The 23,390-nt window shown below is 47.6% G+C and carries 24 protein-coding genes; 15 read left to right on the plus strand and 9 right to left on the minus strand.

Annotated features, from left to right (window positions below):
- Window positions 1-35: 35 nt before the first annotated feature.
- Together U9J37_RS17980 and U9J37_RS17985 are read right to left on the minus strand one after the other, a co-directional pair.
- Complete coding sequence (locus tag U9J37_RS17980; protein ID WP_005469171.1) at window positions 36-1,919, minus strand: methyl-accepting chemotaxis protein; 1,884 nt, start codon at window positions 1,917-1,919, stop codon at window positions 36-38.
- A gap of 258 nt (window positions 1,920-2,177) precedes the next feature.
- Window positions 2,178-3,707 carry a phospholipase D family protein gene (locus tag U9J37_RS17985; protein ID WP_005469381.1) on the minus strand — a complete coding sequence of 510 codons (1,530 nt, stop codon included), beginning with the start codon at window positions 3,705-3,707 and terminating at the stop codon, window positions 2,178-2,180.
- A 237-nt stretch (window positions 3,708-3,944) separates the two neighbouring features.
- Here U9J37_RS17985 and U9J37_RS17990 point away from each other — a divergent pair, with 237 nt between their 5' ends.
- Window positions 3,945-4,190, plus strand: coding sequence for a hypothetical protein (locus tag U9J37_RS17990; RefSeq protein ID WP_005469318.1), 246 nt, complete (start codon window positions 3,945-3,947; stop codon window positions 4,188-4,190).
- A 75-nt stretch (window positions 4,191-4,265) separates the two neighbouring features.
- On the opposite strand, the gene U9J37_RS17995 is transcribed toward U9J37_RS17990, so the two are convergent.
- Window positions 4,266-5,147, minus strand: a complete 882-nt coding sequence (locus U9J37_RS17995; protein WP_043886412.1) for a LysR family transcriptional regulator — start codon at window positions 5,145-5,147, stop codon at window positions 4,266-4,268.
- A 167-nt stretch (window positions 5,148-5,314) separates the two neighbouring features.
- Between U9J37_RS17995 and U9J37_RS18000 the strand changes: the two genes are divergently transcribed.
- Complete coding sequence (locus U9J37_RS18000; protein WP_005469339.1) at window positions 5,315-6,511, plus strand: MFS transporter; 1,197 nt, start codon at window positions 5,315-5,317, stop codon at window positions 6,509-6,511.
- 98 nt (window positions 6,512-6,609) lie between these two features.
- Window positions 6,610-6,798 (plus strand): hypothetical protein, encoded by a 189-nt coding sequence (locus tag U9J37_RS18005; protein WP_005469440.1) that lies wholly within the window; start codon window positions 6,610-6,612, stop codon window positions 6,796-6,798.
- Window positions 6,799-6,911: 113 nt separating this feature from the next.
- Here the strand turns inward: U9J37_RS18005 and U9J37_RS18010 are convergent, their stop codons facing one another.
- A complete protein-coding gene (locus U9J37_RS18010) occupies window positions 6,912-7,085 on the minus strand; it encodes a hypothetical protein (protein ID WP_005469368.1) in 174 nt (57 codons plus the stop codon).
- 222 nt (window positions 7,086-7,307) lie between these two features.
- On the opposite strand from U9J37_RS18010, the gene U9J37_RS18015 reads away from it, so the two are divergent.
- Together U9J37_RS18015 and U9J37_RS18020 are read left to right on the plus strand one after the other, a co-directional pair.
- Window positions 7,308-8,228 (plus strand): AraC family transcriptional regulator, encoded by a 921-nt coding sequence (locus tag U9J37_RS18015; protein WP_005469299.1) that lies wholly within the window; start codon window positions 7,308-7,310, stop codon window positions 8,226-8,228.
- A 126-nt stretch (window positions 8,229-8,354) separates the two neighbouring features.
- Entirely contained in the window at window positions 8,355-10,505 is a 2,151-nt protein-coding gene (locus tag U9J37_RS18020) for a TonB-dependent siderophore receptor (RefSeq protein WP_043886456.1), read from the plus strand.
- A 105-nt stretch (window positions 10,506-10,610) separates the two neighbouring features.
- On the opposite strand, the gene yegD is transcribed toward U9J37_RS18020, so the two are convergent.
- Entirely contained in the window at window positions 10,611-11,963 is a 1,353-nt protein-coding gene (gene yegD / locus U9J37_RS18025; RefSeq protein ID WP_005469106.1) for a molecular chaperone, read from the minus strand.
- Window positions 11,964-12,140: 177 nt separating this feature from the next.
- Between yegD and U9J37_RS18030 the strand changes: the two genes are divergently transcribed.
- From U9J37_RS18030 to U9J37_RS18045, 4 genes are all read left to right on the plus strand, one after another.
- On the plus strand, window positions 12,141-12,908 hold the full coding sequence (locus tag U9J37_RS18030; protein WP_005469157.1) for a GNAT family N-acetyltransferase: 768 nt from the start codon (window positions 12,141-12,143) through the stop codon (window positions 12,906-12,908).
- A 5-nt stretch (window positions 12,909-12,913) separates the two neighbouring features.
- Window positions 12,914-13,411 (plus strand): GNAT family N-acetyltransferase, encoded by a 498-nt coding sequence (locus U9J37_RS18035; RefSeq protein WP_005469146.1) that lies wholly within the window; start codon window positions 12,914-12,916, stop codon window positions 13,409-13,411.
- Window positions 13,412-13,546: 135 nt separating this feature from the next.
- A complete protein-coding gene (locus tag U9J37_RS18040; protein WP_005469192.1) occupies window positions 13,547-13,792 on the plus strand; it encodes an HP1242/YdcH family protein in 246 nt (81 codons plus the stop codon).
- A gap of 152 nt (window positions 13,793-13,944) precedes the next feature.
- Window positions 13,945-14,289 (plus strand): YajD family HNH nuclease, encoded by a 345-nt coding sequence (locus U9J37_RS18045; RefSeq protein WP_005469109.1) that lies wholly within the window; start codon window positions 13,945-13,947, stop codon window positions 14,287-14,289.
- 91 nt (window positions 14,290-14,380) lie between these two features.
- On the opposite strand, the gene nfsA is transcribed toward U9J37_RS18045, so the two are convergent.
- Window positions 14,381-15,103, minus strand: coding sequence for an oxygen-insensitive NADPH nitroreductase (nfsA, locus tag U9J37_RS18050; RefSeq protein ID WP_005469323.1), 723 nt, complete (start codon window positions 15,101-15,103; stop codon window positions 14,381-14,383).
- A 216-nt stretch (window positions 15,104-15,319) separates the two neighbouring features.
- Here nfsA and U9J37_RS18055 point away from each other — a divergent pair, with 216 nt between their 5' ends.
- Window positions 15,320-15,940: a LysE family translocator gene (locus U9J37_RS18055; RefSeq protein ID WP_038135482.1), complete on the plus strand. Its 621-nt coding sequence runs from the start codon at window positions 15,320-15,322 to the stop codon at window positions 15,938-15,940.
- Here the strand turns inward: U9J37_RS18055 and U9J37_RS18060 are convergent.
- Window positions 15,926-16,840, minus strand: a complete 915-nt coding sequence (locus U9J37_RS18060; protein ID WP_005469050.1) for a LysR family transcriptional regulator — start codon at window positions 16,838-16,840, stop codon at window positions 15,926-15,928. The genes U9J37_RS18055 and U9J37_RS18060 overlap by 15 nt on opposite strands.
- A 115-nt stretch (window positions 16,841-16,955) precedes the next feature.
- On the opposite strand from U9J37_RS18060, the gene U9J37_RS18065 reads away from it, so the two are divergent.
- The 3 genes from U9J37_RS18065 to U9J37_RS18075 all read left to right on the plus strand — a co-directional run bounded on the left by U9J37_RS18065 (window position 16,956) and on the right by U9J37_RS18075 (window position 19,380).
- Entirely contained in the window at window positions 16,956-17,393 is a 438-nt protein-coding gene (locus tag U9J37_RS18065) for a carboxymuconolactone decarboxylase family protein (protein WP_005469224.1), read from the plus strand.
- A gap of 138 nt (window positions 17,394-17,531) precedes the next feature.
- Window positions 17,532-17,987 carry a Fur family transcriptional regulator gene (locus U9J37_RS18070; protein WP_005469278.1) on the plus strand — a complete coding sequence of 152 codons (456 nt, stop codon included), beginning with the start codon at window positions 17,532-17,534 and terminating at the stop codon, window positions 17,985-17,987.
- A gap of 58 nt (window positions 17,988-18,045) precedes the next feature.
- The gene (locus U9J37_RS18075) at window positions 18,046-19,380 is read left to right on the plus strand and encodes a dihydroorotase (protein ID WP_043886413.1); all 1,335 of its coding nucleotides are present in this window, start codon (window positions 18,046-18,048) and stop codon (window positions 19,378-19,380) included.
- Window positions 19,381-19,436: 56 nt separating this feature from the next.
- Here the strand turns inward: U9J37_RS18075 and U9J37_RS18080 are convergent, their stop codons facing one another.
- Window positions 19,437-20,309, minus strand: coding sequence for an aspartoacylase (locus U9J37_RS18080; protein ID WP_005469140.1), 873 nt, complete (start codon window positions 20,307-20,309; stop codon window positions 19,437-19,439).
- 99 nt (window positions 20,310-20,408) lie between these two features.
- Here U9J37_RS18080 and U9J37_RS18085 point away from each other — a divergent pair, with 99 nt between their 5' ends.
- On the plus strand, window positions 20,409-21,665 hold the full coding sequence (locus tag U9J37_RS18085) for a peptidoglycan DD-metalloendopeptidase family protein (RefSeq protein ID WP_043886458.1): 1,257 nt from the start codon (window positions 20,409-20,411) through the stop codon (window positions 21,663-21,665).
- 13 nt (window positions 21,666-21,678) lie between these two features.
- Here the strand turns inward: U9J37_RS18085 and U9J37_RS18090 are convergent, their stop codons facing one another.
- A complete protein-coding gene (locus U9J37_RS18090; RefSeq protein WP_005469207.1) occupies window positions 21,679-22,317 on the minus strand; it encodes an HD domain-containing protein in 639 nt (212 codons plus the stop codon).
- Between the two features lie 195 nt (window positions 22,318-22,512).
- Between U9J37_RS18090 and U9J37_RS18095 the strand changes: the two genes are divergently transcribed.
- Window positions 22,513-23,247: an RNA methyltransferase gene (locus tag U9J37_RS18095; protein ID WP_005469032.1), complete on the plus strand. Its 735-nt coding sequence runs from the start codon at window positions 22,513-22,515 to the stop codon at window positions 23,245-23,247.
- The last annotated feature ends 143 nt before the right edge of the window (window positions 23,248-23,390 follow it).

Genomic DNA, 23,390 nt, shown 5'->3' on the forward strand with positions numbered 1-23,390 from the left:
AACCATGTGTTCGGGCTTTTTGGTTTTAAGTTAGCTTAAAGTTTAAATGAACCAATTTCCTGGTTCAGTTTATCTGCTAATGCGGATAGCTTGGCCGCTTGCTCGGCGGCATCGGCAGCCTCAGATGAGAGCTGATCTGACACGGAGCGAATCCCTTCCGTATTCATCGTGATCTCATTCGAGACTAGGCTTTGTTCTTCAGCTGCCGCTGCAATTTGAGCCGCCATATCGCTTATCACATCGACCGCCGTATTGATGTTGACAATATTGCCATTGGCAGTGGTGGCGTCGTTGACACTGTCTCGGGCTTTGGTTTGGCTCTGACCCATGATTTGAACCGCTTTGTGAGTTGTCGATTGCAGCAATTCTATCGTATGTTGGATCTCTTTGGTGGAGGTGTGGGTACGTTGTGATAGCACGCGAACTTCGTCAGCAACAACAGCAAAACCACGACCTTGGTCACCCGCTCGAGCAGCTTCAATGGCGGCATTCAATGCAAGAAGATTGGTTTGCTCGGCGATGTCTTGGATGGTAGATAAGATAGTATTAATGCTCGTCGCGTGCCCTTCTAAATCTTCAATCACGTCGGTAGCAACTTGTACATCTGCTGCCAGTGCTTCAATTGATACCAGGGTTTGATTGACCTGGCTGGAGCCATCGACACAAGCGGTGACCGCATCTTGAGAGTTTTTCGCGGTATTTTCCGCATTAGAGGCGATTTCGGCGGTAGCTGCTGCCATCTCACCGACCGCGGTAGCGACCATATTGATCTCATCTTGCTGGCTATGGATACGTTGGCTGCGCTCCTCCGCTTGATGAGAGGTAATAGAGGCTTGATCGCTCAGATCGTGGGAAATCCCTTTGAGCGTCATGACCATTTGGTGCATGTTGGCAACGAATTTGTTGAAGCTGGTGGCGAGTTGGCCAACTTCATCTTGAGTCCGCGGGCTTAGTCGTTGGGTTAGGTCACCATCTCCTGACGCGATTTCCTCCAAGGCTTTTGTGACGACGAGAAGGTCTCTAAACAAGTATGAGATGAGCGCCGAAACCAAGCCAATCAGAACGATCGCGCCAATGACTGCTGTAATGATTAGCTGAGTCAGCAGTTCGTAGTACGCTGACTCTTCGGTTGTCTTATCCATCTGAATGGCGACAACCCAGTCTGAGTCTTCAATCTTGTTGAAGTACATCAACTGAGGCTCTTTTTGTGCGCTGAACTCACTGATCGTGCCGTCTCTTTCTGCTTTGAGTATTGCCGGGAGTGTGAGTTGTGAATCCCAGCGAGTAACGGGTTGCATCGCTAAAGATGTTTGTGGGTGCGCAAGGAAGGTTCCGTTAGCACTGTCAATCAATATCGCCTGTGCATTTTCACCAACATCAAGATTGACGATTTCTGATATCAATTGGTCGATTAATAGATCTGCACCAATTACGCCCACGACGCGACCATTCTGGCTCACGCTTGCCGCGATTGACACCATCATTTTATTTGAATTGATGTCTTTATAAGCTGGGGTAATAACAGGCTTGTTGGAGTTGATCGCCGCCTTGTACCATGGGCGAGTGCGGGGGTCGATATGACTGAGATCTAGGTCAGCATGTGAGGTGACGACCACCCCTTCGCTCGAACCGAAGTAGACGTCTTCAAAGCCACCGCTGATGCGTGCCTGATACAGCGCTTCGTTGATATTGTCTGCGCGAAGTAAGCTACCTGTGGCGGTGACTATATTTTCTCGGATATCGATCCATTTGCGAATAGCATCAGACTCGGTTTGGCTGACACCGCCAGCATGTAAGTAGATTGCGTGGCGGCTTTGTTCAAACAGCTTTGAAGAGGCTTGCCAAGTTAGCAACGAGGACATGAGTACAACAGCGAACAAACACGCCATTGTCAGTTTTTGCTTTAACGATAGATTCATTTATTAACCAGTATAAGTGTTGAGCAGACTGAATTTATGGAACGGGAGATTGTATAGGTTTTGAATGTGGATTTATAGGGGGTGATATACTGTTTATTTGGATGGGTCGTTTGATTTATGAGCAGTCAAAACAAAGCATCGATCGAAGAGGTCATTGTGGGCTTGGATAGGCCGTTTGTCGGGTTGTTAGACTAATTTTTCAAGGGGAAAGGAGCTCCCTACGTTGGGAGCTCTCGTTTAGTAAATCGAACTTATGCCTCAGAGGTATTTCTCTATCGGCAGTAATTGCAGGAAGTAAGATTGGAATCGAGGCCATTTCCCTGTGTCTGGTTCGCGATTTAGTCGTCGTTCTCCCGATTGCCAATACACATCGCCCTCTTGCAAATGCAACGACCAGCTGTGCGTTTCATCCATCGCATCACCAATCGTTTCTGCCAATTCTTCGGCAACCGCTGGGCTGTCGATGACTAGGATCGATTCGCTGTTTAAGTAGGTTGAGCGGAGATTGAAATTAAACGAACCAATCACAGCAACCTGCTTGTCGAAGACGGCGGATTTTGAATGAAGACCGTAGCTCGCCTCTGGTGCACACTTGCGGTTATCTTTGGTTGATGCGAAACAAAGCGAGCTATCGGGTTGGAGCTCAAACAGCTGCACGCCATGTTGCAACATATCTTCTCGGCGGCCAGCATAAGCGGAATGGTTGGTGACCAGATCGTTTGATGCCATCGAGTTGGTTAATGCCTTAACATCAACGCCACGCTCGTTGAGTGTTTGCCAATTGTCCAGTTGGCGGTCGTCAAACACTAAATAAGCCGATTCAAGGAGCACTTCCTTATGGGATTGTTCGGCAAGCTGGCTTAGGTATTTCGCTGTCCTTTTTGGCTCTGAGGTGTTGCTTTCATCGCTCGGTACAGGTCTGTCGGCAATGTAATGGGCTTGTACTGGGGTCATTGAGCCAGTGAGCTGAGTTAACAACTGTTTCGCCGCCATTGGCTTTGTGGGCAGCGGAGGGTACGCAAGATACTCAGGAACGGTTACCGATTTGAGTACAGAAAGGCTGACGTCTTGATCTTCACCAAGTAAATCAACTGGGTAAGACCAACGACTATCCCAATATTGGTTGAAGCTTGTTTGAACCTCTTCAACCACATCCCCCATCACCAATGCGTCTCGATCGCGAAAGTTGATGTCATCGGATAAATCGAAGTACTCGTCGCCAATATTGCGACCGCCGACCACAGAAAATGCGCCATCCACGGTGAAGGATTTGTTGTGCATACGGCGGTTTAAGCGTGAAAAGTCTCCCAATACATTGAGCCATTTCGCCACACCGCGGCGGGTTGGGATTGGGTTAAAAACGCGTATTTCAACGTTGGGATGGGCATTGAGCTCGATCAAAAGCGACTCGCGCTCATTGAGGTTAATGTCATCGAGCATGACACGCACCTTCACGCCGCGGTCGGCGGCAGCCAGTAAACGGCTGGCAAGGTACGCGCCTGAAACATCGGAGTTCCAGATATAGTATTGAATGTCTATGGTGCGCTCCGCCGTTTCAACCAACGCCAATCGCTGAGCAAGGGCATCCCACCCTGATTCTTGCAACAAAACCGTGCTCGAAACCTCAGGCCGATCTTTCCAATACTGGTCATTGAGCTTTGATAACTGGGTGTCGGATGGTAATGGGGTCGTGGATGGAGTGTGGACGATGTCATCGGGAAGCGTGCCACAGCCAGCTAAAAGGCTGACAATAAAAAGTTGAGAAGCTAAGCGCCTAAGCTTAATCATGAATGCGCGTCCTTGGGGATAGTTAGAGCAATCGCGTGAGTCTTGACTCCAGTATAACAAAAACCGAATGGGCGTAGGTTTGTCGCTTTTGAGGAAAATGAATGGCTATGCAATCAGGTTGTTATTTTGCTGAGCAATAGTACGTGCTTCATTGATTAAAATCACATCAGCGGTCAAGTAAATCCAGTACTATCGGCGCAAAATAATAGTCATTATCAAATGAAAGCAATGAGTCCCATGAAGCAATCTGCACTCGATTTACAAACCATAGTCGATGCTCTGTCGAAAGTAGAAAGAGCAAACAATGTCGATTTATGTCCGTTGAAAACGTCTATTTCCAACATGCCAGTGGATACACTAAAGACCTTTGGTCGTATTGGTCATCAAGATTCCATTGACGCACGTTTCAAGATTTTGAGCGAAGGCTTTCCTAATCTGAGCCACCAAGTCAACTACTTGCTCGAAGCCTCTGTGCTTCTTTAGGGCTTCACTCTCCGTTGAATCAAACCGCCACTCTAGTGCAGTTGCTAGAGTGGTTTTTAGTGCGCGCTATTTATTTTAGAGCGTTAACTTCGGTTGAATGAAGTCAATGAACGCTGAAATCCTTCTCGCCACATTGGAGGACTTATAGTACACCGCATTGACTAACTCGCGGCCGGTGCGGCTGATCTTTTCGTGTTCAAGCACTGGTATCAACCGGCCTTCCTCAATGTCGCTATTCACCATAAAACCTGACAAACAAGCAATGCCATTGCCTGCCAGAGCAAGTTGTCGCACCGCCTCACCATTGCTTGATGTAAGTGTTGGCTGCAAACTTTGAAACCCTTTTAACGGCCATTGATTGAGTGCTTTTGGTCCGCTGAACCCGATTGTGGCATGGTGGATTAAATCAGCGGTCGTGTGTGGCTGTCCCCGTTTTGCTAGGTAGTCAGGAGAAGCCACTAAATGGAGTTGACTGCGTCCGAGCGGTCTTGCATGCAGAGTGGAGTCGCTCAACTGACCGATTCGAATCGCGACATCGGTTTTCTTTTCAAGCAGATCAACAAATCCCTCGTTAGATGAGAGTTCAAGTTCGATGTCAGGATATTGCGCTTGGAAATCACCAATTAAAGGCACCAATTGGTGAAGAACAAATGGGCTGGCGGCGTCAACGCGTAATCGACCTTTGGGAAGTTCACCGCGTGATATCAGCTCCTCTTCTGCCCGTTGGATCTGGGTTAATCCTAGGCGGATTGAGTCGATGAACTGCCTTCCTTCATCGGTTAACTCGATTCGGCGCGTAGTTCGATTGAGAATCGATACCCCAAGTTGTTTCTCTACTTTGCCAACGGCGCGTGAGACGCGAGCCACTTGAATATCAAGTGTGTCTGCCGCCGCAGAAAACCCGCCGCTATCCACCACGGCTAACAATATTTCAAGATCATCTGAGCGGGTAAGCATACGGTTTCCTCTAGGCCAACTGATGAATGGGTTATTACCTTCATTTATAGCAAAAATCATTTGCTAAAACTGCTGATTTTTACAATGAAATAGAGAGGCATAATACCGCTATTCCCAGTCATCGCCGATTTCAGGTGAGGCTATTAACGTGATAGTGAGTATTTACCATGCCTTTAGCTCTTTTTGCATTGACGCTTAGCGCCTTTGCCATTGGTACCACGGAATTTGTCATTGTTGGGTTGATCCCGACGATGGCCAGCGACCTTGGTGTTTCTTTGCCTTCTGCTGGTCTACTGGTTAGCTTGTATGCGCTTGGTGTTGCCATTGGTGCGCCAGTGTTGACTGCACTAACCGGAAAGTGGAACCGCAAGTATGTTCTGTTGGCTGTCATGGCCTTGTTCGTATTAGGAAACGTGTTAGCGTGGCAAGCCCCTGGTTACAACACCCTTATTGTTGCGCGCATTCTTACTGGACTGGCACACGGTGTGTTTTTCTCTATCGGTTCGACCATTGCGACTGGATTGGTGGATAAAGATAAAGCCGCGAGTGCCATTGCCATTATGTTTACCGGACTCACAGTGGCATTGGTGACAGGTGTGCCACTGGGTACATACATTGGTCAAACATTTGGTTGGCAAGCGACATTTCTGATCGTCGCGATTCTTGGAGTGATCGCGTGGATCGGTAGCGCCTGGCTAGTGCCTAGTAACTTAAAGCAACCTCCGGCCACTAAGTTGTCAGCACAGCTTAAAGTGTTGACTCAGCCAAGGTTACTACTGGTGTATGCCATTACGGCGCTTGGCTATGGCGGTACGTTTACCGCGTTTACGTTCCTCGCTCCCATCTTAGAGCAGCAAAGTGGCTTCAGCTCTCAGTCGATTGGTTTGATTATGCTGGTTTATGGCGTCTCGGTTGCCGTGGGCAATATTTGGGGCGGAAAAATGGCCGACAATTTTGGCCCAATCAAAGCGCTGACGATCATTTTTTCGGGCCTTGCGATTGTGCTTTTGGTCTTTAATGTTGCGGCGTTCAATCCGATTACTGCTGTGGTGACCATTTTGGTTTGGGGCGCATTTGCATTTGGTAATGTGCCGGGGTTACAGGTGTACGTGGTTAAACTCGCAGAGCAATATACGCCCGATGCCGTTGATGTCGCGTCAGGGCTAAATATTGCGGCGTTTAATGTAGGTATCGCGCTTGGTTCATGGGGCGGTGGACAGATTGTCTCTAACGCTGGGTTAATGCATACCCCTTGGGTTGGGGCTTTGATCGTGATGCTAGCACTGATGTTGACGCGTTGGAGTGGTCGTTTGGATAAGGGGCAACCTGTTGAATCTACAAGTGAAGGCGTGGTGGCTTCTTGATTCCGTTGCTGAACATGGGTCACGAGGGCAATTGCTACTAATAAAATTGTCATTTACAAACTAAACTTAAGTTGTGCTTAAGTAGTTTGGAGGTAAGCATGGATGTTCTGATTCAATTCGATGAGAAGGGGATGTACCAAAACAACCCTTGGGATATACCAGTGCCTTATCAGAAAGGGGAAGTACACTTAGTGAGCCCGCTCTCTGCTATGGTATTGATAGATCAAGCTCAGGCGCATCTCTACCTCAATGATGAAGACCGACGCATGACACTCTTAGAAAAGTAACGTGCGATGTTTACTTAATTGCAGGCGAGCGAGAAGCGGGGCGTTAACCAGAAAGGTGTCGCCCTGCTTTTTTATGCCGTTCAACCATGAATAACGAGACTCTGTTAAAAGGGTTACTTTGGTAAAGTGTCTACAAAGCTATCGTCATCATCTGGCTGCGGGGATGGGTGTTGCTTTTGCCAGTCAGGGTTGTTGTGTATCGCGTCAATCAGCTCTCTATCAAGCCGCGCAAAATACAAATCTTCCTCTGCCTTGCCACGCAGTCTGAGTTTTTCCGTAAAGTCCATATTAGCCTCCTGCGGAATCTTTCACTCCCACATTAAGTATAGTGGGTCGTGGTCAATTGCTCACACCAAGGGTAAGCAATGCTTCTCATTATGGCTCCGGTGGTGTCAACCTAGGTTTACTTTGTTGTGAATGATTATCATTTTTGTGAATAATTCTGTTATCATCGCTGCAATAGTGGCAGATGTATCAATAGTTGAGTGGTGTCTGAGGAAAAAGTGTCAATGGTATCTGACAAGACAAAATCGGCGACTTTCAATCGGATCAGCAAGGTGTTGGGGTTTATTCATCGTCACCTTGATACGCCACTTTCACTTGACGAGATTGCCGCACAAAGCTGCTGGTCAAGATGGCAATTACAGCGCGTGTTTCAAGCTGAAACGGGTTTAACGGTAGCTAACTACGTTAGGCAGTTAAAGTTAAGTTTGGCGGCAGAACTGCTTCTTGATACCGATCAGCGAGTGATTGATATTGCGTTAGCGACTGGGTTCAACTCTGAGATCGCGTTCAGCCGAGCCTTCAAGCAATTTTTCGCTTGCAGTCCGCGCGTCTACCGTAAGGCGGGGCAACGCACTGGGCTCAAAAAACCAATTGAAATTTCTGAGGTGCAAATCAACGGTGAGCGTGAGCAGTCGTTTGTTGAGGTTCGTGTAGAAACCAAACCAGCCTTCATTCTTAAAGGCATGCGTGGTGAGATAACAGGGCTGTTTTCTCTTGATCCTAATTTTGCTGATGTGGTACCTAAGCTTTGGCAGCGCCTCGATGCTGAAGCTAACAGCACGTCACTCTCTTTTGGTCACTGCCTAGGTGTGGTTGATGTGACCAAAGTGGCGTTCGATGGCAGTAACCTCTTCTATTGGGCGGGTATTGAATTACGCTCAGATATCGCCATGCCTGCATTGCCTAGTGTGGTCTCTGAGCAGCTAGCAATCCTCAATGTACCAAAACAAACCTACGCTGCCGTTAAGCACAAAGGGCCCATTGATCGCCTGCCTCAAACGCTTGAATGGTTCATTTTGCATTGGCTTCCGACGTCTGGATATCGTGGTGTTGATGGCTATGAACTGGAGGTGTATCCAGACGACTATCAAGCGGACGCTGCGCACGCCGAAATGGAGTATTGGGTGCCGATCGTCCGGGTCTAACAAACCAAATAGCCAGCTTCTTTTTCCCATGTTGCACCAAATTGTTAACTTTCTTTTTTGTTGAACAATAAAATGCAAATGATATTTATTCTCAAGAAAAAGAAACACATGGGTATTAAGGACATCATGGACAACTCGACGACATTTCCGCGCTCAACTTTAGCGCTTGCATTGCTTGCGACCTTCTCGCTTCCCACTATCGCCTCCGATCACCACAGCTCCGAATCGACTCAATTGGAAGAGGTAACGGTGCTGGGCAAGGCCTATCGCAATACAGCGACCAAAACCGCACTCGAGCCAGAGGAAACGCCGCAAGGTATTACGGTGATTGAGGGTGAGTTGTTGGAGCAACGCGCCGTCCAATCGGTATCGCAAGCGCTTCGTTATGCGCCGGGTGTCGTGACAGAGCAAAAAGGCGCGGCGGTCACCATGTATGACAACTTCTCTATTCGAGGTTTCGATACCAACAACGTTAACTATTACGATGGTTTGGTGCTGCCTTTCCTCGTGGGTTGGAACTTACAGGCACAGATTGATCCTATTGCGATTCAACAAATCGAAGTGTTCAAGGGGCCAACGTCTGTCCTGTATGGCTCAATGCCTCCGGGCGGGATGGTGAACATTATCGCCAAGAGCCCACAACAAAAACAGCAGACATCGGTGGGCTTAGCGACGGGCTCAAGAAACCTAATGGAAGTCTCTATCGATACAATGGGGCAAATTGCTCAGAGTGACTTCTCGTACCGTTTGATTGCTTTGGCACGTAAACAAGATAGCCAAGTGGATGGCGCACAAGAGCAGCGATATGTCATTGCGCCTTCTTTAGATTGGCAAGCGAGCGATCGTACGCTTATCAACGTTAACCTCTATTATCAGAAAGATCCGGCGATGGGGATCAACTCATCGGCACCACTTGAAGTGATCAAGAGCCAATCGCCATCGACGTCGCTGGGGGATGAAGACTGGAGCAAGTTTGAACGTGATGTGTTGATGATCGGGTACAAAATCAACCATGAGTTCAATGATACCTGGTCGCTGCTGCAAAATGCGCGTTATATGGATGCATCGCTGTACCAAGAAAATACCTATCACAGAGGAACCAGCTTCAATCCCGTGACAGGTAGCCTGGCGAGAAACATCTATACGACCGATGAAAGCTCGAAGAGTTTTGTGATTGATAACCAAGTCTCCGGCCAAATGACCGCGGGCGATTGGCAGCACAACTTGCTACTTGGCGCGGACTACCAAAATCTCACAGGAGATTCGCTATACAAAGAGTATACGGCGAATGCTGAGTTCTATGGCTTTAATGCTTACAATCCCGACAATAGCCTACTCGATCGCAGCAAAATCAACGAAGTTTATCGAGAGTCTCACGACATTGACTACAAACAACTGGGTTTTTATTTCCAAGACCAAGTCAGAACAGGGCGCTTAGTGCTATTGGCGGGTGGTCGCTATGATTTGTTTACCTCGAGTGATGACAAAGTCAGTACCAGCCCGACTTATGACGGCAAAGATAGCTCTGATCACAAGCAGTTTTCGTATCGTGTTGGTGCTTTGTATGAACTCGACAATGGCATTTCCCCCTTCTTGAGTTACGCGACCAGCTTTGAGCCGGCGGCAGGCACGGATGTCACCGGTCAATCGTTTAAACCTCAAATTGGTGAGCAGGTCGAAATCGGCATGAAGTATATGTCTGCTGATATGTCCCAGTCACTGACCGCTTCGTACTTCCATATCACCAAGAATGATACGATTGTCGCGGACCCCTCTGACCCGAGCTATCGCGCGAAAATTCAAGTGGGTGAAGTGACCTCGCAAGGTGTTGAGCTAGAAGGTCAGATGTTCCTGACAGACAATTGGGATGTTCAAGCTTCTTACGCTTACATTGATATGGAAATCAAGAAAGCGTACGACCCGAACTTAGAAGGCACGACGCCTATTTATGTGCCAAAACACAGTGCGATGGCTTGGACCAATTACTACGTCTACAGCGGCGCATTTGAGGGAGCACGCATTGGCGCTGGCGCCCGCTATGTGGGAGAAATGGAAATGGACGCGTCCAATACACAAGGCAAGGTGCCTGCTTACACTGTGGTGGACATGTCTCTAGGCTACGAGCTAGGTGGTGTCAGTGAAATGTTGTCTGGCGCGCAAGCGAACCTTGTCGTCAACAACCTTTTTGATCAAGAGTATTACTCGTGTTACGACAAAACCAACTGCTGGTTTGGTGCCGAGCAGTCTATTGAACTCAACGTTAACTACAATTTTTAACCGACAATCTTACTTAACATAGCCGCTCATTTTGCGTGGCTAGGCTAGGTTTACAATGTAAATCGCCCCAGCATTTAACTGGGGCGATTCAATCTGGTTTGTCGACTATTTAAAACACACGTCTGCCCAGCGGGCTAATCCAGCCGTGACGGAGCCAAAGTAGTTGCCGCTAACGACATCGATGTTTGGTAGGGTTTCTTGCACAGCGCTGCGCAAGATGGGTGAGCGTGCAGAACCGCCAGTCATGAAGATCGCATCGGGCTTCACGCCGCCTTGCTCTACCGCCTCTTTGACCAACTCTGCCATTTTCTGTTTTGGCGTCTCGATCGCTTCGATCATGTCCTCAAAGCGAATATCCACCTCGAGCTGCTCAGACAGCAGTTGAATCACACCGTGATAGTGGGCGTGATCGGAAAGCGCAATTTTGGCTTCTTCCGCTTGGCGCACAAGGCGGTAGCCCAGTGTTTCATGGAATACTTCCAGTAGACGAGCGAGTTTTTCTGGCTCTTTTGCTTCTTTCTTCAGCTGTTTTAGCGTCGCCAAGTTTGAACGAGAGTAGAAATCCGCTTGGGCATCGACACTGTTAATCGCAATCGGATTCCAAAACTGGATGGTTGGCATAACGATGTTTGCGGTGGTTTTACTGCCAAGACCAAATGGCGTCATCAGTTGTTTAAAGGCAAGGGCGATATCGAGATCGTTGCCCCCAACACGCTGGCCACTGTGCGCTAACAAACTTTGTGTTCTGTCCGCTTTACCACGCCAGCTTGGTCCCATCTCGATCAGTGAGCAGTCTGTGGTACCGCCGCCAATATCCACCACCAGTACAGTTTTGTTCTCGTTTAACGAAGCTTCGTACTCAAGGCCCGCAGCGACAGGTTCAAATTGAAACTCGACATGTTTGAAGCCTGCGCGTGTTGCTGCCTTAAGCAGGATGCTTTCGGCTTGTCGGTTTGCGGCTTCGCTGTCGCGGCCATGGAAGTTTACAGGTCGCCCGATCACGGTTTCTGTAATGGCTTGCTGCGCATCTGCTTCGGCGTTGCGTTTGATGTTATCCATCATGGCGCAAACGAGATCTTCAAAGAAGCTGACCTGAACATCACGCAGTCCAGAAGCGCCTAAGAACGACTTTGGCGACTTAACGTAATAGCTTTCGCTGGGATCTTGTAGGTAATGATCCAACGCTGCTTGGCCAAACGCGACCTCTTCGGCAATAAACTCGATGCCTTCTTCGCGATTGATGTTGATCGCGCGTCGAAGTACCTGCTCGCCCACTTTGTCGATGGGTTTAATATCACGGTGCTTAAACAGATACTCAGCCACGGCTTCGCGGCTCGGTGCGGATAGGGTAGAAGGAATGTATACGCTGTCGCCTTCTAGCTTGAGCAGCTTTGGCTCCCCTTGCTCTATTTTTGCAACTGAGCAATTTGCCGTCCCGTAGTCAAAGCCAATAAACATTCGAACCTCCTACCAATGAAAAAAGGTCGGCAATGCTACCTTAATGCGAAAATGAATGCCACTGGTGATTTGTTAAGCATGTCTATTGCGGACAACTTATAGTAGTCTAAGTGAATATGTGAATTTCTAATTTATTGATTGTATTGAACTAATAACCATAGTTTCGTAAGAGGTGGTATGGATACCGAAAACGTCATGCTGGCATACAACCAGTACGAAAGGCAGCAATTTAATGCCCTAGGTGGAGAGAAGATAGATACACCGGAGCTAGTCCGTTTTGTCTCTCCCGAGCGATATGGCAGCTACATCGCTTATTTTTGCTTGACGGCAGAGAACGCGCAAGCGGTCATCGATCGCGAAAAAGCGTTTTTTCAGCGGCAAGGAAAATGCTTTGAGTGGAAAACCTACCAGACTGATAAGCCCGATGATATTGCACAAAAACTGCTTAATAGTGGTTTCGAGAAAGCCGAGCAAGAATCGTTTATGGTGCTTGATCTGAGCACCATCACCGCAAAACCTGTTGACGAGTCGCTGCTGACCGAAGTGCACGATGAACAAGGCATACGCGATGCGATTCGTGTCCAAGAGCAAGTCTGGGGCGGCAATTTCGATTGGCAATTCCAACATCTACTCAGCTTGAAGCAACAAACGCCCGACGCGATTTCCATTTACGTGGTCTACCACCAAGGTCAACCTGTCACTTCTGCATGGCTAACCTTTAATGGAGAAAGCCCATTCGCGGGAATCTGGGGTGGGAGCACCATTGAATCTGAACGTGGCAAAGGGTTTTACTCGCTTTTGCTCAACAAACGCATCGCCGAGGCTAAATCACGTGGCAAACAGTACCTCACCATTGATGCGTCAGATATGAGCAAACCGATTGTCGAAAAATATGGTTTTCAACTTGTGACGAGCACAACTGGTTACGAGTTTAATGTGGAGTAGTGGATATGGACGCTATTGAAGCTAATGTCGAACTGGAAGCGGCGCTCCTTGATTATGCGACCGAATGTTGTGATTCCGGCATTGAGATGTACCAACGGGCAATCGCTGATCCAAAAGGGTATTTAGCCAGTCTTGTCGCGCGAAAAAGTGCAGATTGCGCCGAACTCCCAGAGGGTTGGCTCCCTAGCACCACATATTATTGCGTTGAACACGGTCGAGTATTGGGAGCCATTCGTGTGCGCGCCGGTACGAATGACTGGGTCGAAAACGTTATTGGCCATATCGGCTATGAAACACGGCCATCCGCACGTGGGAAAGGGGTAGCAAGATTTCTTCTCGCTTGGGTGGTAAAAAATGCGATTGAAAGCCGAGCCATCGTGACCTGCAACGTGGCGAATCTTGCTTCTCGCCGCGTGATTGAATCTTGTGGTGGAGAGTTTTTGGGTGAGTTTGATGGCGGCAGTGAAGGACGCGTGCGTCGCTATGCGTTTTATCGAAACTGAGACAGTATGCATTGATGGTGAAAGAGGCGATCTTGGTCTCAGATACATGCCATCTTAGATGTTAGGGTAGTACACATAGTAACCAGTTTATTCGGCAGAAATCAGCATTTTGCTATCACAACGAAAGGGGTAACTATGTTAGGTGAAGATCATTCATTACTCAGTGAGTTTCCAGAATTTAAGGAGACAATCCTTGCTCTAGCGAAAACAGACGATGTGTTTTTAACCGACATGAAAGCGTATGACGGGCTAGATAAGGAGATAAGAACGTTAGAGTTGAGAGACTCTCCGATCAGCGATGAAGAAATGCATCAAATGAAACACGATAGGGCGATGCAAAAAGATAATCTTCACCAGCGTATTCTTAAAGCTCATCAGTAGCGACATGATTGAAGAAAAAAGAGCGATTCGTCGCTCTTTTTTTGTGGTTGATAGCGAAACGTGAACATTCAATTGAGGTGTCGCCCAGTTCACTGTTTTCCGGTTTGCGCTCGTGCTAGCATCGAACCTTGATTTCGACTTAAGGTACAAACATGTCATCAGATCGTTACGGAACCAGCGCAAGTTACAAGCGCCAAGAAGCGGGTTACAGAGAAAAAGCGTTAAAGCTCTATCCTTGGGTATGTGGGAGTTGTGCAAGAGAGTTTGTTTACTCAAATCTGCGCGAGCTCACCGTTCATCATAAAGATCATGACCACACCAATAATCCAGAAGATGGCAGCAACTGGGAGCTATTGTGCCTATATTGTCACGATCATGAGCACAGTAAATACCTAGAACATGAACGCTATGGCAGTGAAGTAAAGCCGGGTGAAGATGAGCACCAAGGAGCGACGTACAACCCATTTGCGGATTTAGCCAACATGCTCAAAAAGTGATGATTGAGCAACCAACGTCAATCCTATGAGGTTGGTGCTCAACATTGTCGCTGTAGAAGACTCAAACAAGCCTCTTCGACTTCCTTTCGTGCTAGCGTTTTGCCAACCCTTTGCTGTGCAAGTAAGGCAGAATATGAGGGCGAGACTCGCCCGCTAATTTTCCTGTGACTTCCTGTGACCAAGTACTTTGCTTCTGATTGCTAGAGCGATTCGCATAGTAGTCTTGCATCGTTTGGTCATAGGTTTTAATCGCTTCTAAATCAAGCGCTTGATATTGGTTTTCGTGCAAAATAACTTCGCTTGGTAGCCGCGGTTTTACCTCGGGTTTTTGGTCAGGGTGCCCTAAGCACATACCAAACAGAATTGCGGTATTGCTTGGTAAACCGAGTAGTTCATCCACATGCGCCGCATTGTTTCTTAGACCGCCAATATACACCCCGCCCAGTCCCATCGATTCTGCGGCCAGTAAGCAGTTTTGCGCCATAATGCCTGAATCCACCGCACCAATAAGCGTCAACTCGGTGAAATCTACCTGCACATCCGGTCTGATCGCTGTATGGCGTTGATAGTCAATACAAAACACCAAGAACTCTGCCGCGCTTTCAACATACGCTTGGTTACCCGCGTATTGTGCCAGTTGTTTGCGTTTTTCTTTGTCGGTAACGCGAATGATCGACACAACCTGCAATAAGCTCGAAGAAGAGGCAGCTAAGCCCGCTTGAATGATGGTTTGTAACTGCTCACTTTTAATTGGATCTTGAGTGAACTTTCGAATGGAGCAATGGCTGAGAATGGTTTCAATGGTACTGTTCATGATGGCATGACGTCCTTGTTTTTGTTATTCGATAGGGTTACGAATTCACCATAACGGTATTTGCTAAACGCGTAAATCGAAAACCATTATCAATCGTAGTTTGCTGCGGGTGAATCCATGACCATCATGTTGAGAAACCGCTCAATCTCTAGTTCCCTTGCCAGTGAACCGTGTTAATCTCGCCTAACAAACTAATAACCATATAAAGACTCAACCATGAATACCGCTTTGCTGGGAATGTTTATTCCAACTTTCTTTTTTGTTTCGATTACGCCGGGGATGTGCATGACATTGGCGCTGACACTTGGCATGAGTGTGGGCTACAAACGCACATTATGGATGATGGCCGGAGAGCTTGTCGGTGTGGGGCTGGTGGCAGTGGCGGCGGTACTCGGAATCGCCGCAGTGATGCTCAACTACCCTTGGTTGTTTGTCGCATTGAAGTTGATTGGCGGAGGATACCTGTTCTACTTGGGTGTTCAAATGTGGCGCTCGCGCGGCAAACTGGCGATTAATGTTGAACAACAAGACTCGGCGCCGCAAAGCGATTGGGACTTGGTCGTACAAGGGTTTGTTACTGCGATCGCCAACCCGAAAGGATGGGCATTTATGATCTCGCTGTTGCCGCCTTTTATCGACCAAAATGCGGCTCTTACGCCTCAGTTGATTGTCTTGGTGTCGATCATATTGTTGTTCGAATTTATCTGCATGACACTTTACGCCACAGGCGGAAAAGGCTTAAAGCGTCTTCTTGGTCAATCTCAGAACGTGCGTTTAATGAACCGGATTGCTGGCACATTAATGATGGGCGTCGGTGTCTGGCTACTCGCCAGTTAAGCCATCAATCGAATCCAAGTGTTGGACAATAAAATCGATAAATGCGCGAATGTGAGGTTTCGGGTAGTGAGATGGCTTGTACAGCGCGTAGATTTCATCGCTGCGTTTCTCTCCATAAGAGACCTGCCATTCGGGCAAAATATTAGTCAAGGTTCCCTGCTTTAGGTAGGGAGCGACCATCCAATCTGACAGCAGCAACACGCCGCTACCATGCAGTGCGCCTTGCAATATGGGCGAGCCACCTCTTGAGCTAAAATTACCCGTGACTTGAACTTTGTGTCGCTCGTTTTCTCGGCTGAAATACCAATGACACTTCTGCCGCTGCTGGCTAATCAATAAACAATTGTGTCCACTCAGATCGTTTGGCTCAGTGATGGCTGGGTTCGCTTTTAGGTACTGAGGTGATGCGACCAACACGGTGCGGTTAGTGAGGAGTTTTCGTGCCTTTAATCGGCTGTCTTTCGGCGTACCAATACGAATGGCTAAATCGATGTTGTCACTATTTAAGTCGACCACATGGTTATCGAGTTCAAGCTCGATTTGAACCTTTGGATATTGGGCGAGAAACCTTGGGATCAAAGGCGCTAGGAAGACATTACCAAAGCTCTCAAATGCCGAAATACGCAGTAATCCTTGGGGCTGGCTGGGTGATTGCTTCATTTGATTGACTAACGCATCCGCTTCTTCCACCAGAGATAAGGCTTGATGATGAAAGTAACGCCCTTCGTCAGTGAGAACCAGTTGGCGGGTGCTGCGTTTAAACAGAGTCGTTTGCAGCTTTGCCTCTAGATTGTCTATGTTTCGTGCTACCGAAGAAGGCGCCATGCTCAGTGCATTCGCCGCTTGAGAAAAACTCCCCGATTCGACCACCTGATTGAACACTCTAATCAACTCAAACATGCCATGCCTCACCTTTGCGTTTTATGCAAAACTAAACTGCGCTTGGTTGGTATTCTGCAGATATTTGGATTGATGCACAATGAATTTGACTTCACAGAAATGAAAAGGAACGAAGATGAATTCACGAATTAATATTGCCAGTGTTGAACCTAAAGCGCTCAAAGCCATGTTGGAAGTGGAAGGTTACTTGGAGGGGGCAGAGTTACCTACGCCATTAAAGAAACTGATTAAGGTTCGTGCATCGATGATCAACCAATGTGCTTACTGTATTGAGATGCACGTCGCTGAAGCGGACAACGTTGGCGTGTCTACGCAGAAATTATTTGCGTTAGCCGCTTGGAGAGAGTCCCCATTGTTTAATCCGCAAGAGCGTGCAGTGCTTGCCTTAACCGATGAAATGACCCAGATCGCGCAACACGGCGTTTCTGAGCAAGTGTATGACGCGGCTCTGGCGGAATTGGGAGAACCGCTTCTTGCTCAGGCGATGATGCAAGTCATCATGATCAACGCGTGGAATCGATTTGCAGTGGCGACTCAAATGACGCATGGCTAACCATAGCCGATCAATACTCTTTCCCATCCTCCCAGCCTAGCGTTCAAACGTTAGGCTTTTTGTGTCTTTCTTTTTCAGGCTACGGAGTTTTTAGTTTTGTTATGATATAACATAACCTTAATTGGAAGGGAGAGCGCTGTGCAGATCGAAGAACTCATTGAAAGAGTAAAAGCCGAATGCAAGCAGCAAGGGAAGCAGCTGACTGCCAAACGTCAGCTCGTTTTACATGCTTTATTGAAAGCCGATCAAGCGATGTCTGCTTATGAAATTGTTGATTATTGCCAACAAGAAATGGGGCATTCGATTCAAGCCATGTCGGTGTATCGGATTCTGGAGTTTCTAGAGGATCTGAAACTTGTGCACAAGATACAGGCTTCCAATAAGTTTATTGTTTGCGCTCATATTGAGTGCGAGCATGAACATGGCACACCCCAGTTTTTCATCTGCTCAAAATGCAACAAAATCAGCGAACAGATCGTCGATCCTTCTTTGATGTCTGGGTTGCAACACCATGCTCGTCAACAAGGATTTACGGTGATCCAGCCCCAAATTGAAATCAACTGCGTGTGTGACGAGTGTTTAAAGTCTTCGTAGCTTGTCTTTCCTCCTTTCCGACCACGAACTCTAAACCTCAAGGAGAGCCGAATAGATCATGACATCGACATTGATTAAAAATGCCCGAATAGTAAATGAAGGAAGTGTACAACGAGCCGATCTTCGTATTGTGGATCAACGTATCGCAAAAATAGATGCGCATATTGAAGCTCAGGCAGGTGATACCATTATAGACGCAGACGGCGCCTATTTATTGCCCGGAATGATTGATGATCAAGTTCATTTTAGAGAGCCTGGCTTAACCCATAAAGGCACCATTGCATCCGAGTCTCGTGCGGCTGTTGCTGGCGGAATCACGAGTTTCATGGAAATGCCCAACGTTGCACCTGCCACGACGACGATTGAAGCGTTGGAAGACAAATTCGCCTTGGCAGCCGAAGCAGCTTATGCCAACTATTCGTTTTACCTAGGAGCGACAGAAGATAATTTAGCTGAAATTAAGCGCCTTGATCCCAAATCGCACTGTGGTGTGAAAGTCTTTATGGGAGCATCCACTGGAAACCTTTTGGTTGAGTCACCAAAAGCGTTGGAAGATATTTTTCGTGAGTCGCCAGTGCTGATTGTGACTCATTGTGAAAGTGGTCCAGTTATCGCAAAAAATAGAGCGCGACGATTAATGGACAATGCGCCTCTTACCATTCATGACCATCCTATTCTGCGCGATGACGAAGCGTGTTACGCCTCTTCGTCGTACGCGGTTAGCTTAGCGAAAAAGTATTCAAGCCAACTTCATGTACTCCACATTACCACCGAAAAAGAGCTGGCTTTATTTGAAGCTGGCCCTGTTGAGGGTAAAAGTATTACCGCAGAAGCTTGTGTTCATCATTTGTGGTTTAGTGCCGACGACTACGCAGAGCGTGGCAATCGAATTAAGTGCAACCCAGCCATCAAGTACAACAGCGACCGAGCTGCGCTTTTGAACGCGCTATCGACCGGACAAATTGATATTATCGCGACGGATCATGCACCTCACACGCTGGAAGAAAAACAGGTGGAGTACGATCAGGCGCCTGCTGGGTTACCTTTAGTTCAGCATGCGCTGCTGACTTTGTTGGATCATGTTCATCATGGCCGTATGACCATGGAACAAGTGGTTGAGAAAACCGCGCACAATCCAGCTATTCGCTATGCGATTCAAGATCGTGGTTTTATCCGCGAGGGGTACTATGCCGATCTCGTTCTGGTTGACCGTTCGACGACGACCGACGTCAGTGATGAGAACACCCTTTATCACTGCCAGTGGTCCCCCTTTGCTGGTCATCAGTTTCACGCTGCCATTAAGCAAACATGGGTCAATGGGCACTCAATGTTTGTGGATGGAAACATCAACCAAGCGCCGGGCAGTGCAATGCGACTGAGTTTCAACCGATAGATCGCGCCATCAATCAAATAGCCCGAGTCGTTGCTCGGGCTATCTGCACATAGGCACTATTTGACGACGATGGTTTTTTTCTCTGCTAATGCCATCGCAACATGAGACGAAGCGTAAGCACTTTCATTGATGAAGTGAGGGTAGATATCATGGTCTTTTTCCCAACAGATGTCATAACCAGAGAGTGTCGTCAGTAATGGTTCGCCCGGTTTGACAACGTTGAAGTCTCTGCCACAAATGGTTGGGTGGACCAGAGCACTTCTCAGCCCGTCTTGCCCAAGCGGTATTGTCACCTCTTCGGTGTAGAAATAGGCGTCGTAATTGCTGAGGCTATCTAGCTGCCCTAGATTGTATTTTTCAAGGTAATCCAATACAAAACTCAGCATCTTTTTCATGTTTTCCAGTACATCAGATTTTAAAGCGCCATGAGCTTGGGCTCCTACCTCAATCATGATTCCATACTTACCTGCCGTGCAAAGGTAGGGTTGCTCCTGCCAAGTTTTCCTATCCTCAAACAGTATGTTTGCCTCCGGCATTCGCTGCTTAACGTAAGCCCCCATGTGTGTGTAAAACGGGTCTTGTGAGAGCAAAATGAGCGTTGCTCCCATATTGCTGGTGGTATTGTGAAGATCGATGACCAGTTGGTTGGCGGTTGTATCTAGGTTTTCTATCCATTGTCGAGCGACACCGTGTTCATGTAAATCAAGTGGCATGGTCTGAGCACGGTCAGAAAAGCATCGATTGAGGTCGGTATCGACATAGCGAACATTCCGTTTTACCGCTTCAGGGTTAGCGATGACGCTTGATGACGAAAAGGTGGTTCGATTTGCATCGAACAAGCGTTCATTGATGAACTTCTGTAGATATATCCCTGAGAGCTCGTTGCCGTGTGTTCCAGCTACGAGTAAAACTTGATTCAATTGTGCCATGCCTTGCTGTTCCTTTGGTTCACTTACCTAACGCGTAAGCTGATCTGTCTTTTAAGATATGTTATAACATAACAAATGTTACATACTTGGCCACCAGAAATGAAACACTTTAAAATTCTCGCCTCTGCTGTCGCGATTGCTGCGCTCTCCGTTGCGTTTTTGATTCCTACAGAAGACCCCGAGCCTCTATCACCACCGACAGAAATACAAATAACGCAAGCCCCAGTAACGGTACCAATAGCCACTAGTGGAGAAGTTCGTGCGCACTATTTTGTTAAAGTCGGAGATACACTCAGTGATATTTTCTCTGCTTGGGATATTCCTTACACCACGTTGCTAGAAGTGCTATCAGCCGATTCCGCCCATTTGCAACTTGATACCATTCAACCGGGAGATCACTTGGAATTCGTGTTTAAGGGAGAGCAGCGACAGCTAGACTCTTTGACTTATCATGTGAGTATGGTTGAGCATGCTACTTACTCTAGGGATAAAGCGAACCCAGAAACGTTTCAATATCAACTCGAGGAGGAACCTAGCGAGTGGCGTGAGGTCCTTTATAGTGGAACCATTGATGGCAGTTTCTCTTTATCGGCGCATAGGATGGGGTTATCGGCCAGTCAAATCGCCAACATCACACGCGTGTTACGAGATAAGGTAAATTTTGCTCGATCGTTGAGAGCTGGTGATCGCTTCGATGTGCTTGTGAATCGTCAATTTCTTGGTGAGCATCCAACTGGGAAAAGTGAAATCCAAGCGATTTCGTTTAACCTGTCGGGCAAAGAGGTCTCTGCATTTCTTGCTAAAGATGGACGCTTTTATGATCGAGATGGGAACAGCTTGGAACGAGCGTTTAATCGCTTTCCGGTCGATTCTCAATATCGCCGCATTACCTCAGCATTTAACCCAAGGCGCAAGCACCCAGTGACAGGTCGAGTGACGCCACATAATGGGACCGATTTCGCCACCCCAGTCGGTGCCCCCATCTATGCGACGGGTGATGGTAAGGTTGTCGGGGTGCGAAATCACCCTTACGCGGGGAAGTATTTAGTCATTAAGCACAACAGTGTGTACACCACGCGTTACCTACATTTAAGCAAGTTCTTGGTTAAGAAAGGTCAAAGGGTCAAGCGCGGGCAAAAAATCGCCTTGTCTGGCGCGACGGGGCGGTTAACTGGACCACACTTGCACTTCGAGGTATTGGTGCGAAACCGAGCCGTGGATCCGATGAAAGCGGATCTACCTTTGGCGACATCCATATCACCGGACGATAAACCCGAATTTATCGCCCGTATTCACTTTTTTGATCAAAAAGTAGGGAATCAACTTTCTGAAGTTAGCCAGCCATTACAAGGGTGATGATCGGCTGGTTTTATCGCTCAATTTCGCCCTGAAGTTGAGCGAGAAAGCCTTTCATATAATCAGTGCGTCTTTTCGCCTCTTGTTTTGCCGCCGGTGTGTTCATCATGGGTTCAAGTTTAAACAGCTTGTTATAGAAGTGGTCCACCGTGTAGCGTTTGTCATCCAACTCGCGCTGGTGACAAAATGGATCATCAACGTGATAAAGGCTAGAGCCAAAGCTAGCACTCACTTGCAAACATCGGGCAATTCCGACCGCGCCCAACGCATCTAATCGGTCCGCATCTTGAACGATCTGGGCTTCTAACGTGGTTGGCGGAATATTAGCGCTATAACTGTGGGCGCAAATGGCGTGGTGAATCTCCGCTAGACATTGTTCAGGGTAGCCAATGCTCTTCAAAAATTCCGTTGCTTTGTCCGCTGCCATAAGAGAGCTTTTAGCGCGATCGGGGTGATTCTTAGGGAAGGTAAAACAGTCATGCAAATAGGCGGCAGGAAGGACAATATCAATTTTTGCACCTTCCTGCGCGCACAATGCGCGTGCGGTTTTGACGACTCTAGCGACATGGCTAAGGTCATGTGCAGGGTCTTGGACCATCTCTTGGCGAATAAATGCCAAAAGCTGAGGTTCGAAGTGTTCGATTGTCGCCATCTTATTGTTCCATAAACGATTATGCAGAGATGGTATCACGACAACTTGTCGCAAGCTGTATACAAGGTCCTAAAGTGGCGGCGAAGAGGATGGGCAAGTGGTCAGTAATCGAAGTTCGCCTCTTTAGCTCACCAAGGCTTTACTCTATAATTGCCGCGCTTTTATTTGGGTTACCCCTATTACCTTGGACAAATTATGATTTCAAAAAACCAACTTAAATTACTTCGAGCTCTTGGCCAAAAGAAACAGCGCAAAGCGCATGGTCTGTTTTTGGTGCAAGGTGAAAAGAACGTACTTGAGTTGGCTAATAGCTCGCTAACCGTTAAGCAGATTTTTGCTACGCAAGAGTTTCTCGCACAGAACCAAAGCGAACTGAGCGGCTTTGAGTGCATAGAAGCGTCGCTTGATGATTTAACTAAAGCGAGCACACTGGTTAGCAACAATGCCGCGATTGCGGTGGTTGAAATTCCAAGTGTCGAAACACCAAAAGCACAGGGCTTAATGATTGCCTTAGATGGCGTGTCTGATCCAGGTAATCTAGGTACCATCATTCGAGTTGCTGATTGGTATGGTATTAAACACATTGTAGCGAGCACCGATTGTGCTGACCCATACAACCCAAAAACCATCAGTGCGACAATGGGTAGCTTTGGCCGTGTGACAGTAAGCCAGCTAGATTTACCAAGCTATTTAGAACAATCTAATCTGCCGGTTTATGGTGCATTCCTAGAAGGTGAAAGCGTGCATAAAACCGAGTTTGCTGCCGAAGGCATTTTGTTGATGGGCAGTGAGTCTCACGGTATTCGCGAACAAGCGGCAAAGTTTGTGACCGATAAGATCACGATTCCAGCCTTTGGCGGTGCAGAGTCGCTGAATGTCGCGATGGCTACAGGCATTATTTTGGATAACTTGCGTCGCCAGCACAGTTAAGCCAAATCAAGATGTTAAAAAAGCGCAGTGATGACCAGTCACTGCGCTTTTTTTGTGCCTACGAAACTCAAATACGTCTTAGCTTGCCTTAATAACGATTTCTTACCGAGTGAGAACGTTATACAGAATGCCACTCAAGCTAC

Source organism: Vibrio sp. 16 (genome assembly GCF_963681195.1).
Taxonomy (GTDB): domain Bacteria; phylum Pseudomonadota; class Gammaproteobacteria; order Enterobacterales; family Vibrionaceae; genus Vibrio; species Vibrio sinaloensis_D.

Bases quoted from the DNA above. Each gene is read 5' to 3' on its own strand.
- U9J37_RS17980 (WP_005469171.1), bottom strand. From the start codon at position 1,919: ATGAATCTATCGTTAAAGCAAAAACTGACAATGGCGTGTTTGTTCGCT.
- U9J37_RS17985 (WP_005469381.1), bottom strand. From the start codon at position 3,707: ATGATTAAGCTTAGGCGCTTAGCTTCTCAACTTTTTATTGTCAGCCTT.
- U9J37_RS17990 (WP_005469318.1), top strand. From the start codon at position 3,945: ATGAAGCAATCTGCACTCGATTTACAAACCATAGTCGATGCTCTGTCG.
- U9J37_RS17995 (WP_043886412.1), bottom strand. From the start codon at position 5,147: ATGCTTACCCGCTCAGATGATCTTGAAATATTGTTAGCCGTGGTGGAT.
- U9J37_RS18000 (WP_005469339.1), top strand. From the start codon at position 5,315: ATGCCTTTAGCTCTTTTTGCATTGACGCTTAGCGCCTTTGCCATTGGT.
- U9J37_RS18005 (WP_005469440.1), top strand. From the start codon at position 6,610: ATGGATGTTCTGATTCAATTCGATGAGAAGGGGATGTACCAAAACAAC.
- U9J37_RS18010 (WP_005469368.1), bottom strand. From the start codon at position 7,085: ATGGACTTTACGGAAAAACTCAGACTGCGTGGCAAGGCAGAGGAAGAT.
- U9J37_RS18015 (WP_005469299.1), top strand. From the start codon at position 7,308: ATGGTATCTGACAAGACAAAATCGGCGACTTTCAATCGGATCAGCAAG.
- U9J37_RS18020 (WP_043886456.1), top strand. From the start codon at position 8,355: ATGGACAACTCGACGACATTTCCGCGCTCAACTTTAGCGCTTGCATTG.
- yegD (WP_005469106.1), bottom strand. From the start codon at position 11,963: ATGTTTATTGGCTTTGACTACGGGACGGCAAATTGCTCAGTTGCAAAA.
- U9J37_RS18030 (WP_005469157.1), top strand. From the start codon at position 12,141: ATGGATACCGAAAACGTCATGCTGGCATACAACCAGTACGAAAGGCAG.
- U9J37_RS18035 (WP_005469146.1), top strand. From the start codon at position 12,914: ATGGACGCTATTGAAGCTAATGTCGAACTGGAAGCGGCGCTCCTTGAT.
- U9J37_RS18040 (WP_005469192.1), top strand. From the start codon at position 13,547: ATGTTAGGTGAAGATCATTCATTACTCAGTGAGTTTCCAGAATTTAAG.
- U9J37_RS18045 (WP_005469109.1), top strand. From the start codon at position 13,945: ATGTCATCAGATCGTTACGGAACCAGCGCAAGTTACAAGCGCCAAGAA.
- nfsA (WP_005469323.1), bottom strand. From the start codon at position 15,103: ATGAACAGTACCATTGAAACCATTCTCAGCCATTGCTCCATTCGAAAG.
- U9J37_RS18055 (WP_038135482.1), top strand. From the start codon at position 15,320: ATGAATACCGCTTTGCTGGGAATGTTTATTCCAACTTTCTTTTTTGTT.
- U9J37_RS18060 (WP_005469050.1), bottom strand. From the start codon at position 16,840: ATGTTTGAGTTGATTAGAGTGTTCAATCAGGTGGTCGAATCGGGGAGT.
- U9J37_RS18065 (WP_005469224.1), top strand. From the start codon at position 16,956: ATGAATTCACGAATTAATATTGCCAGTGTTGAACCTAAAGCGCTCAAA.
- U9J37_RS18075 (WP_043886413.1), top strand. From the start codon at position 18,046: ATGACATCGACATTGATTAAAAATGCCCGAATAGTAAATGAAGGAAGT.
- U9J37_RS18080 (WP_005469140.1), bottom strand. From the start codon at position 20,309: ATGGCACAATTGAATCAAGTTTTACTCGTAGCTGGAACACACGGCAAC.
- U9J37_RS18085 (WP_043886458.1), top strand. From the start codon at position 20,409: ATGAAACACTTTAAAATTCTCGCCTCTGCTGTCGCGATTGCTGCGCTC.
- U9J37_RS18090 (WP_005469207.1), bottom strand. From the start codon at position 22,317: ATGGCGACAATCGAACACTTCGAACCTCAGCTTTTGGCATTTATTCGC.
- U9J37_RS18095 (WP_005469032.1), top strand. From the start codon at position 22,513: ATGATTTCAAAAAACCAACTTAAATTACTTCGAGCTCTTGGCCAAAAG.